Source organism: Neptuniibacter sp. QD37_6, assembly GCF_047778085.1.
GTDB lineage: Bacteria > Pseudomonadota > Gammaproteobacteria > Pseudomonadales > Balneatricaceae > Neptuniibacter.
The window spans coordinates 2703044-2715076 of sequence record NZ_CP180550.1; the positions used below are offsets into that span (position 1 = coordinate 2703044).

10 protein-coding genes are annotated in these 12033 nt (G+C 44.7%); all 10 read right to left on the reverse strand.

What is annotated here, in order from left to right; translation table 11 throughout:
* Positions 1-6 precede the first annotated feature (6 nt).
* Complete coding sequence (locus ACMXYO_RS12915; RefSeq protein ID WP_415885509.1) at positions 7-975, reverse strand: diguanylate cyclase; 969 nt, start codon at positions 973-975, stop codon at positions 7-9.
* Positions 972-1952, reverse strand: a complete 981-nt coding sequence (locus ACMXYO_RS12920; protein ID WP_415885510.1) for a response regulator — start codon at positions 1950-1952, stop codon at positions 972-974. The genes ACMXYO_RS12915 and ACMXYO_RS12920 overlap by 4 nt, the downstream gene beginning before the upstream one ends.
* Before the next feature lie 125 nt (positions 1953-2077).
* Positions 2078-2779 carry an electron transport complex subunit E gene (locus tag ACMXYO_RS12925; RefSeq protein WP_415885511.1) on the reverse strand — a complete coding sequence of 234 codons (702 nt, stop codon included), beginning with the start codon at positions 2777-2779 and terminating at the stop codon, positions 2078-2080.
* Complete coding sequence (rsxG, locus tag ACMXYO_RS12930) at positions 2779-3432, reverse strand: electron transport complex subunit RsxG (RefSeq protein ID WP_415885512.1); 654 nt, start codon at positions 3430-3432, stop codon at positions 2779-2781. The genes ACMXYO_RS12925 and rsxG overlap by 1 nt, the downstream gene beginning before the upstream one ends.
* A complete protein-coding gene (rsxD, locus tag ACMXYO_RS12935; protein WP_415885513.1) occupies positions 3432-4493 on the reverse strand; it encodes an electron transport complex subunit RsxD in 1062 nt (353 codons plus the stop codon). The genes rsxG and rsxD overlap by 1 nt, the downstream gene beginning before the upstream one ends.
* 14 nt (positions 4494-4507) lie before the next feature.
* A complete protein-coding gene (rsxC, locus tag ACMXYO_RS12940) occupies positions 4508-7681 on the reverse strand; it encodes an electron transport complex subunit RsxC (RefSeq protein ID WP_415885514.1) in 3174 nt (1057 codons plus the stop codon).
* Entirely contained in the window at positions 7678-8274 is a 597-nt protein-coding gene (rsxB, locus tag ACMXYO_RS12945) for an electron transport complex subunit RsxB (RefSeq protein WP_415885515.1), read from the reverse strand. Before rsxB ends, rsxC begins: the two co-directional genes overlap by 4 nt.
* Positions 8275-8283: 9 nt before the next feature.
* Positions 8284-8865 carry an electron transport complex subunit RsxA gene (gene rsxA, locus ACMXYO_RS12950; protein WP_415882090.1) on the reverse strand — a complete coding sequence of 194 codons (582 nt, stop codon included), beginning with the start codon at positions 8863-8865 and terminating at the stop codon, positions 8284-8286.
* 152 nt (positions 8866-9017) lie between these two features.
* The gene (cysN, locus tag ACMXYO_RS12955) at positions 9018-10688 is read right to left on the reverse strand and encodes a sulfate adenylyltransferase subunit CysN (protein WP_415885516.1); all 1671 of its coding nucleotides are present in this window, start codon (positions 10686-10688) and stop codon (positions 9018-9020) included.
* A gap of 123 nt (positions 10689-10811) precedes the next feature.
* On the reverse strand, positions 10812-11729 hold the full coding sequence (gene cysD / locus ACMXYO_RS12960; RefSeq protein WP_415885517.1) for a sulfate adenylyltransferase subunit CysD: 918 nt from the start codon (positions 11727-11729) through the stop codon (positions 10812-10814).
* Positions 11730-12033: the final 304 nt, after the last annotated feature.

A 12033-nucleotide genomic window follows, 5' to 3' on the forward strand; every position in this document is an offset into this window, starting at 1 on the left:
TGACCGTTAGTTGTAATCACCGTAAAGGCTTACCCAATTACGACCACTCTGTTTAGATTTATAGAGAGCTTGATCAGCTTGTTCTAGCCATTCAACTGGAGTCTGTTGTTCGTAATTTAACTCAGATACGCCCAAGCTAATGGTAACCTTTAATTGATGCTCTCCATAGGGAACAACTAAGGCCTCAATACGTGCGCGAAGACGTTCTGCAAAGATCATCGCATTTTCACCATTAGTACCGGTCAAGATGGCACCAAACTCTTCACCGCCATAACGACCCAGAAAATCAGTCTTACGCGCCTGTTCTTTGAGTCCTTGAGCCACCGCCCGAATAATTTCATCCCCAGCTTGATGCCCGTATGTATCGTTCACCCTTTTAAAGTGGTCGATATCAAACATCACTAGACTACTAATCTCCTGACTACGATGAAAGCGCTCAAATTCTTGATTAAGACACTCTTCCCAGTAGCCTCGATTATTTAAGCCCGTTAATCGATCTTCTCGACTTAAGGCCTTCAATTGATCATTGGCCTGTTGCAATTCAATCTGACCAATAGCTGTATCCGTGACGTCATAAATCAATACCCCCACATGATCAACCTCACCTGTTGGAGAGGTTAAAGGGATCAATGTAACGTTTTGATACATGAATGGAGCGCTGCCAGTAATCGGGCGATTGCTCTTAAAATGAAAAAGGTAAGGCCTTTGCTCCCAAGAGATATAAGCAGGGTTTTTTAACAGAAAAACTGACTCCAATTTTTGCTTTAACCATCGACAAGGAAGCTCTGGGAATTTAGCAAAAATAGAATGGTCGGTTAGCTTAGCACCGGATATACCGGAATGGTTTTCCATAAAACCATTCCACAATTTAATAAGGCCCGCCCGATCTACAACCACTAATCCTACTTCAAGGTTTTGAATCAGCCCTAAAGTCCAATGTAGCTCATCGATCTCTTGGAAGTTCTGACTACTCATTCAAAATAACTCGCAATCTTTTGTAATGCAGATAAAGAATCTGGGGTAAATGCCAGAATAAGCTCACATCGGAAATCATATTCAGGTAGTTGATAATCAATAGATATGGTCATCATTTGATCTAATGATTCCACTTGATCACAAACTCTATCAGCATCATGCAAAATGCTTGGAGTCGCGCGGCTAAAAGATAGATCTAACTGTTGAGCAAAACCAGATATAAAAGCTCCGATTAAGGTATTTGCAAGTGACATTAATAGATCTGATTCGGAATACTCTCCGTTCTCGTTCATCCCCATCAAGTTGGCCAAACGATCTAGATTACCGGTTTGCATCAATAATAGCGCTTCACCAGCCATACCCGATCCAATAAAACCCTGACTAATCAACTCGTGCTGATTGTCTGAGGCCACTTTAAGCTGATTCGACAGCTCAGGTGCTTTAACCATTTTGACTACAGGAATAGGCAGATGGACAAATGTCTTCAATAAGGTGCCTAACATACTCCCAGCTTGCCCCATCGCGACATTAGCAATCTCTTGGTAATACTCAGGCAGAGCTAATGGCGTGTCTATCTGCTCTTCAACAATGACCGGATGCTCTAGTTCACTTAACAAGCCAAAACGTTGTAAAACTTCGGTAATTACTTCTGGTGATGTGGGCTTTTTGATAAAAGCTAGTGCTCCAAGCTCTTCCACACGCGATTGTGCTTCCGGTTGAATATCACCTGAAACAACAATTGTCATTGTAGGAAGATCATCTTGCCTTATGCGCTCAAGGGTCTGATAACCGTCCATAATCGGCATAGTCAGATCAAGGAAGAGAATGTCGCCTTTACCAGCTCTAATTGCTTCAAGCCCTTCTAGGCCATGTTCAGCAAACGTAACTTCAACATTCCAGCTACGCAGGGCAGACGCCATTTGTTTACGTGCTAAGCGAGAATCATCACAAATAACTACAGGGATAGGCTGACTCACGATCCTTCCTAAAGAATAATTACCAAGGAAAACAGTAAGCTACCAGCCTAATGTATGCCTTAGCAGAAGGCAATTCTGCTAAGGCTAAAATAGAGAAAAGAAATAAGATTAGATGTTCTTTGGTTTTAACCTGTAATCCGAACACGCTCTGGCTTAGCACCTTCATCTGGTGTCTGTTGTGCCAAGCGCTCTTTTGCACGAGCATCAATGATGTTTTTAAGCGCGATTAATAAGCCCATACCAACAAAGGCACCTGGAGGTAAAACGGCAAATAAGAAGCCAGTATAGTCATCAACTACCGTGATTTTCCAATCCGCTGCCATAGGGCCAAATAGAAGGTGCATATCGCCAAATAGCGTACCTAAACCTAGTAATTCACGCATCGCACCTAAGATCACCAATACGGCGGTGAAGCCAAGCCCCATCATCAAGCCATCTAACAAAGACTCTTTAACAGGGTTCTTACATGCAAAAGCATCGGCACGCCCCATAATGGCACAGTTAGTCACAATCAATGGGATAAAGATACCTAGTATTAAGTAAAGTTCGTAAGTGAATGCCTTCATTAACAGCTCAATTGCTGTAACAAATGAGGCAATGATCATTACAAAGATCGGCAGACGAACAGAATCAGGTACAAACTTACGGAACGCAGACACCGTGAGGTTAGAACCTAGCAATACCAGAATACTAGCAATACCCAAACCGATAGCATTAACCACAGTACCTGTTACTGCTAGCAATGGACATAGCCCAAGTAATTGAACTAACGCAGGGTTATTTCCCCACAAGCCGTCCATGGAGATTTTTTTATAATCAGCAGCCATTAGTTGGATACCTCCTGATTGTTATCTTGCTGTTCAGGCTTAACTTCTAGCAAAGCAATTCGGTTGGCTTCAAAGTAATCTAGTGCTCTACCTACCGCGTTTACGATCGCGCGTGGCGTAATCGTGGCACCGGTAAATTGGTCAAACTGGCCACCATCTTTTTTAACCGCCCAGACACCGTTATTTTCTGTTGCTTTAGCACGCCCGTTGAAACTGTAAATCCAATCAGACTTTTTCGTTTCTACTTTATCCCCTAAGCCTGGCGTTTCTTTATGAACTAAGACACGTACGCCAGCAACAGTACTATCGGCATTAATACCAACAATAAAACTGATATTGCCACTGTAACCATCTGGTGCAACAACCGGCAGGATCACTGCTTTAACTAAGCCTTCTTTACGCGCTCGATAAGCCGTTACCGGCGCTTTATGACCCAACTCAGCTACCTGAAGTTCAAACGTATCCTGCAGCAACTGATTGTCGATCGTGTTGCGAGGAACAATCTCATATAAAGCCTTTGCTTTAAATTCACGTTCGTTATTAGCAATCGCGTCTTGAGTAGAGACTTGAGTGATTGCAATCACCGCAGCACAAACCACAGCAAATAAACTTATCGAAACAGTACTCGATTTAATCGCACTAAATAACTGCATTATGAGCCCCCCTTCATGCCACGCTTAGCTTTAGCGTGACCATAAGTTCGAGGCTGGGTATATTGATCAATAAACGGCGCTGACAAATTCATCAACAATACGGCAAATGCAATCGCATCAGGGTAGCCACCCCAACCACGTATAACATAAACCAAAACACCAATACCGATACCAAAATAGATTTTGCCTCGATTACTGGTTGCTGATGTCACGGGGTCCGTTGCAATAAAGAACGCACCTAGCATTGTTGCACCCGTCGTTAGGTGGAAAAACGGGCCCGCAAAAGAAGATGGATCAATAATATGAAATAGAGTTGATATAACCGCTAGCGAACCTAGCACAGCCACAGGCGTGTGGATGGTGAACACTTTACGGTAGATTAAAAAAACACCGCCCATCAGATAAGCAGCACTCACCGCCTGCCAAGCACCAATACCTTCTGATAAAACAGGAACCGAGCGCCATACTTCTTCTGTTGTTAATCCACTACGATGACGCATGGCATCAAGCGGTGTCGCGCCGGTATAAGCATCCATTAGCGCTGGATCAATAGAGCCAAATATCAAACCCAGTGTTTGCCCAAAACTTAGGACATTCCAGCTTCCTTCAGAGCCATTAAGCACGAAAGGCTCTGTCCAACTTGTCATCTGCACAGGGAATGAAACCAACAGCAACGCATAAGCAACCATTGCTGGGTTGAAAGGATTTTGGCCAAGACCACCATAGAGGTGCTTAGCGATAACAATAGCGACGAATACACCGACCATTGTCACCCACCAAGGCGCAAATGGAGGTAACGCGAGACCTAACAGCAACGCGGTAACAATTGCACTGTAGTCTTTTAGATAAAAACCTAATGGCCGCTTACGTAGTTTAACAATAGCTGCTTCAAAACCTACCGCTAGCAAACATGCCCAGATAACATTGATTAAAGTGCCCCAACCAAAAAAGAACGTCATCGCCGCCAAACCAGGTAAGGTTGCGAGTATCAATAAACGCATCACATCAGCCGTACTGCTGGCTTTATGAAGATGAGGGGAGCTAGTGCGTATTAACGCCATCTGCTAAAAAATCCTTAATCGCTAAAACGACTTAACGTCTGGTTTAATTTCTCTGCTTCTTGTTGAGCGGTTACTAACTGCTCTTCCATCGTTGGTAGATCATCAACATTTGCTTCTCGAGCTTTAGATAAGGCTCTTTCCGCTTTGGTAACGGCCGCGCGGGCCATCGCAGCATCAATCTTTAGCTGTTTAAGATCGATGCCTTCATTAGCAGCTTTTTCAATCAACTGAATTTCATAAGCATCAAAGGCTTCTTTTGCTTCATCATGCAACTTAGTTAATCGATGCACTTCTGCTTCCAACTCAGCTTTATCAGATTCTTCCGCATCATCTAAAGCATTCTGCGCCTTCTTCAGCTTGGTACGCATAATGGAAACATTCTGCTTCAAAGCTTTAGGCTCAACAGGCTCTGGTTTTGCAGGCTCTTCTAACTGCCCACCCGCTTGCAGATACTCTTGCTTAAGTTCGTCATGCTTACCACGAAGCTTTTCCACACCGGCTTTCATCTTCTCAGCCGCTGGGCTACCAGATTGAATCGCTTTGTCTAATGCAACTTGAGCTTTGTCTACTTTGGCCTGCATTGCATCCATATCAGCTTTAAGCTCATCTAGATTGACTGCTGGAGCGACAGGAGCAGCCGCAGAAGCTTGAACCGCTTGATCATATTCAGCTTTGGCTTCTTCGTATTTACCTTGCAGCTTTTCCACACCGGCTTTCATTTTTTCAGCCGCTGGGCTGCCAGATTCAATCGCTTTATCTAAGGCAATTTGAGCTTTCTCAACTTTGGCTTTGATAGCCTCCATATCTTCTTTAAGCTCATCTAGATTGACTGCAGGGGCTAAGGGTGCAGAGGTTGGCGCTTGAGCCGCCTTATCATATTCAGCCTTAGCTTCTTCGTATTTACCCTGAAGCTTCTCTACACCGGCTTTCATCTTCTCAACAGCTGGACTACCTGAAGCAATGGCTGCATCTAAGGCTTTTTGCGCTTTTTCCACCTTAGCCTGCATAGCATCCATATCAGCCTTAAGCTCATCAAGATTAGCAACCGGGGCTAAAGGTGCGGATGCTGGTGCTTGAGCAGCTTTATCATATTCCGCTTTAGCTTCTTCGTATTTGCCTTGAAGCTTTTCTACACCAGCTTTCATTTTTTCCACAGCTGGGCTGCCTGAAGCAATAGCTGCATCCAAGGCTTTTTGTGCTTTATCTACTTTGCCCTGTGCTGCATCCATCGTCTCTTTTAGCTCAGCTAAATTAACCCCTGGTTGTACAGGCTCTGGCGCGCCGCCGGATTCAGCTTGGTCATACACAGCTTGAGCCGCTTCAGTTTTAACTTTCTGTTCTGCAACTTTCGCTTTAAGCGCTTCAAGATCACCTTCACCAGATTCTTCGGCTTTGGCTAGCGCTTTTTCAGCTTGCTTCAACTTGGTTCGAGCAACGGCTGCATTGGTTTTAAGCTGTTTAACACTTACAACTGGCGCAGGGGCGCTAGCTGGATTTTGTGCCTGATCGTAGGCCTCTTGCGCAGCCTTAGCTTTCGCTTCTAGCTCAGTCACGGTTTGACGTAACTGCTCAATACCATCTACCCCTTTAGACTCAGCATTTTCTAGTGCTTTCTGTGCTTTCTTCAGTTTGGTACGCGAGACTGCAGCAGCTGTTTTAAGCACTTTAATATCTGGCTCACCCGATGGTTTAGCGGCTTCAGTAGTTTTACCTGACGCTAGTTTGTCTTTCTTAACTGCTTGCGCCTTCGCTGCTTCTTCTGCACGTTGTTTGCGACGCAGTTCTTTCTCTACTTTCTCTTGCTCCAAACGCGCTTGGCGAGCTTCGAAGCGCTGGCGTGCATGATCTGCTTTACGTTGTTCCGCTTCTTCGGCACGGATCTCAGACTTAGCAAAACGGTAGTACTGCACCAAAGGAATATTACTTGGGCAAACATAAGAGCAAGCGCCACACTCGATACAATCAAACAAATTGTGATGCTTAGCCTTTTCAAACTCTTTACCTTTTGCAAACCAATGCAATTGCTGTGGTAGGAGCTCAGCAGGACATACCTGCTCGCACATACCACAACGGATACAAGGGTTCGCTGCAGGTGCCGGAGGCATCTCATCGTAAGTTGCCGCAATAACGCAGTTGGTGGTTTTGATCATCGGGATAGATTGACTATCCACGGTATAGCCCATCATTGGACCGCCAATAACTAAACGATAAAGATCAGGCTGACGAATCTCAGCAGCTTCTAGCAACGTCTCTAGTGGAGTGCCAATCAACGCGCGCATATTATGCGGATGACCTAAGGCATCGCCCGTAACCGTTACAACGCGGGAGATCAGAGGTACGCCGTTATATACAGCATCATAGATAGCAGAAGCGGTACCGATGTTTTGACATACGATACCGACATCGGCCGGGATCTTTCCGCTTGGTACTTCGACACCTGTTAGTAGTTTTATCAGCTGTTTCTCACCGCCCGATGGATAGACGGTTGGAACAACAACAATATCGATATCTTGCTTGGATTCTGCAACAGCAAGTTCGAGCGCACGGATGGCCTGAGGCTTATTGTCCTCTGTACCAATCATAATGTGATGCGGTTTTAACAGATGCGCGATAACCTCAATACCTTTGACGATGTCTTCTGCCCGTTCACGCATCAGCATATCGTCAGCAGTAATATAAGGCTCACACTCCATCGCATTGATGATCAGCGTATTAACAATGTGATCATCACCTAGATGCAGTTTTACATCGGTTGGGAAGCCCGCGCCACCCATACCACTGATACCGTGGTAGCGGATAAAATCGATCAACTCTTGTTTATTTATCGACGTGTAGTCTTCTAGACCTTTATGATCGCACCACTCATCTAAACCATCAGTTTTAATCACCACACAAGGAGCTGACATACCGGACATGTGCGGTACAGGGCGAGATTCAATCGCCTCAACTACACCTGAGCTTGGCGCATGAACGCTAACACTAATGCGGCCTGCTGCCTCAGCAATAACCTGGCCCTTAAGCACTCGGTCGCCAACAGATACAACAAGCTCTGAAGGCGCACCAATATGCTGTGATAAAGGTACTACCAATTGTTCTGGAATTGGCGCAATTTGAATCTGACCGCCAGTAGACTGATGCTTATTTTCAGGTGGGTGCACACCACCGTGGAAAGAATGCTTAGTACTCACGCTGCACCTCCCTCCACAACTTCACCACGTTGATCCGTTGCAATAAGTTGAACACCCGGCTTAGGCATATCCCACTTCCACGTTTGTAGCGTGGTTTCAATTGGTAACATATCAATACAATCTACTGGGCAAGGCTCAACACAAAGGTCGCAACCGGTACATTCAGATGTGATCACCGTGTGCATCTGCTTAGCAGCACCTAAAATTGCATCAACTGGGCACGCCTGAATACATTTAGTACAACCGATGCATTCATCTTCGCGGATATAAGCTACCGCTTTTACTGGTTCTTCTTCTGCGCCACCTTCAAGAGGAATCGCTTCAACATCCAGAAGGTCGGCTAAAGTTTCGACTGTACTTTGACCACCAGGAGGGCATTTATTGATTGCATCACCTTCTGCAATCGCCTCAGCATATGGGCGGCAGCCTGGGTAACCACACTGACCACATTGGGTCTGCGGCAAAATACTATCGATTTGATCAACTAATGGATTGCCTTCAACTTTGAAGCGTACTGAGGCAAAGCCCAATAGCAAACCAAAAGCTAAAGCTAAGCCCAAGAGAGCTAATACGGCGATGATTATGATATCCACGGTCGGCTCCTAAATTTGTACCAGACCGGTGAAGCCCATAAATGCCAAGGACATTAAGCCAGCAGTCACCATGCCGATCGCTGCCCCTTGAAATGGCATAGGGACATCTGCCACCGCAATACGTTCACGCATCGCTGAGAAAAGAATCAAAGCAAGAGAGAAGCCGATTGCAGCACCAAAACCGTAAACAATAGAATCAATAAAGCCATTGAGCTTTTTGATATTAAGCAGCGCAACCCCGAGTACTGCACAGTTAGTGGTAATCAACGGCAAGAAGATACCTAATACTTTGTACAATAGAGGGCTAGTTTTACGAACTACCATCTCAGTGAACTGCACAACAACCGCTATCACTAAGATAAACGTAATCGTTTGCAGATACTCTAACGCGAGAGGCTGCAGGAGATATGTGTACGCAAGATAACTACATACGGACGACAGAGTCAGTACAAACGTGGTCGCCAAGGACATACCCATCGCGGTTTCCAGCTTATTGGAAACCCCCATAAATGGACACAATCCAAGGAATTGAACCAGTACAAAGTTGTTTACCAGCACAGTGCTGATAACAATCAGAAGATATTCTGTCATAAGATCCGTATAGCTATCGAAACCTACCCCAAAAGAAAATTAGCAAGATCTAATCTTACTATCTCTTATAAGATTTCGGTATAGCGATATTCTGATTTAAAACAATAAACCGGGAGATCAAGCTCCCGGTTTTTCCATTCGAGAATGGTCTGTTATTTCAATAGTTCTAGTGCGTTTGCTAGTTTCTCAACGTCAGTAGATCCCTGAAGTTGATCAACGTTCAATACAACTGCACCTTCTACTGCCTCTTCAGTTTCAAGCAGAGAAATCAGACCTGCTTGATTTAGAACAGCAGACGCATTCTGAGCTCCGCCCTGAAGCTGGTCAGCGTTAAACGCTACAACTGCACGACCTTGTTCGAACAATACTGATTCTAGGCTAAACAATAGTGTTTGACGCTGTTCAACACTGCCACCAGAGATAGTCGCTGTCGCAGCCTGCTGACCGAAACGAATTGTACGATCAGATGCTGTTACCGCAGAAGCATTAACCAGCTTCGATTCAAGATCAGTCTGCTCATCACCACCTTCGATGATCATACCCGCAGCAACAGTCGCATTGGTTAGACGATCAACAATGATGAAAGAACCTGTACCGTGGTGAGCACGATAGTCATCAGCAACAACTGGACGCTCTAGCGTAATCTCACAACGTGCGATTTCGTTTAGCTCTAGGGAATCAGCAGCTGTTTGCTCTAGTGTGTTAACGTCTACACGATGACGAACGTTACTGATACCACCAGCAATACGCGTAGTGTTCAATTTAACTTCGTATTGACGACCTTTCTGCAAAGGTTCCTCAGACATCCATACGACCATGGAGTCAAAACGGTTTGTTGTTTCTGGAACATCGTTGCTGTGAACAAGAATATCGCCACGAGAGATATCAATCTCATCTTCCAAAGTTAGCGTTACTGCCATTGGCGGAAATGCTTCTTGAATCTCGCCTTCGTAAGTAACAATCGACTTAACCTTGCTGGACTTACCAGAAGGAAGCACAGTTACTTCGTCGCCTGGGCGAACGATGCCGGAAGTCAAAGTACCGCAGTAACCACGGAAGTCTAGGTTAGGACGGTTAACGTACTGAACAGGGAAACGTAAGCTATCGAAGTTTTGGTCGTTAGCCAGCTCAACTGTTTCCAGTGTTTCCATCAATGGCTCGCCTTTAAACCAGCTCATTGGCTCAGAAGGTGTAACAACGTTATCGCCCTTCAATGCAGAGATCGGTACAAACTGAATATCAGGTAGATCGAGTTGCTTAGAAAACTCAAGGTAATCAGCTTTGATCTCTTCGAAACGTTCTTCACTGAAATCAACTAGGTCCATTTTGTTGATAGCAACAATAGTGTGTTTAATACCTAGAAGAGAAACGATAAAGCTGTGACGCTTAGTCTGAACCTGTACACCGTGACGCGCATCGATAAGGATGATAGCTAGATCACAAGTAGATGCACCTGTTGCCATATTACGTGTGTACTGCTCATGGCCCGGAGTATCCGCGATGATAAACTTACGCTTAGATGTAGAGAAGTAACGGTAAGCAACGTCGATAGTGATACCTTGCTCACGCTCTGCTGCAAGACCATCAACTAGAAGTGCTAGGTCAAGTTCTTCACCAGCATTACCAACACGCTCGTTATCCTTCTGGATAGCAGCAAGCTGATCTTCATAAATCATTTTAGAGTCATGTAGTAGACGGCCAATCAATGTAGATTTACCGTCATCCACACTACCACAAGTCAAAAAGCGTAATAGCTCTTTGTTTTCGTGCTGGTGCAGATATGCTTGGATATCAGATTCAATCAGTTCGCTTTGGTGACTCATTTTTTTCCCCTTAGGAAAGCGGCAAGCTGGTCATTAAGTTAGCTTGTCGCTGAATATTCTTTTCAATATGGATGTAAGGTGTGGCCTATCAACTCATACCGCCACATATTTCTATGTAGAGTTCTAGAAATAACCTTCCATCTTTTTCTTCTCCATCGAACCAGAACTATCGTGGTCGATCGCACGGCCCTGACGTTCAGAAGTCGTTGTCAGCAACATCTCCTGGATAATGTCCGGCAAAGTTGCCGCGTCAGATTCCACTGCACCCGTCAGCGGGTAGCAGCCAAGAGTACGGAAACGTACGCTCTTCATTTCTGGCACTTCGCCCTCTTCTAATGGCATACGCTCATCATCAACCATGATCAACATACCATCGCGCTCAACAACTGGGCGCTTAGCAGAGTAGTAAAGAGGAACGATAGAGATATTTTCTAGGTAGATGTACTGCCAGATATCCAGTTCAGTCCAGTTAGATAGAGGGAATACACGGATACTTTCACCTTTATCTACACGTGTGTTGAACACGTTCCATAGCTCAGGGCGCTGACTCTTTGGATCCCAACGGTGATTCTGGTCACGGAATGAGAATACACGCTCTTTCGCACGAGATTTTTCTTCGTCACGACGAGCACCACCAAATGCAGCATCAAACTGGTACTTATCCAGTGCCTGCTTCAGCGCTTGAGTCTTCATGATATCTGTATGCTTTGAAGAACCGTGAGTGAACGGACCTACACCCATATCAACACCTTCTTGGTTGATATGAACTAGAAGCTCCATACCCGCTTCTTTCGCCATCTTGTCACGGAATTCAATCATCTCTCTGAATTTCCATGTAGTATCAACATGCAAAAGTGGGAACGGAGGTTTACCTGGCGCAAACGCTTTACGTGCAAGATGAAGCATTACCGCAGAATCTTTACCTACAGAGTAAAGCATAACCGGGTTATCAAACTCAGCTGCCACTTCACGGATGATATGGATACTTTCAGCTTCAAGCTGCTTAAGGTGCGTTAAACGGTGTTCAGGCAAAGCACTCATTAGAAAATACTCTCTTTATGTAAACAGTTTGGATAGTAAGTATGACCACCTCCCGTAGAAACCCACATAAAAGGTCGAATTAATATACCTGGCTATCCTATAATGCGGCGCATTATCGCAGCCCTCTCAATAAAACGCAAAAGAATATATAATTACTTTTTTATAGCATTTAGCTATATGCAATAACCTATTTATTACTTTTTAAATTATTACCTTCCGTTATCACCAAAAGAAATAACAAGATTCCCAATTATTATTTTGAGTTATAACAAACCTCCTTTATTATTCCGCCAGTTTATTCTTG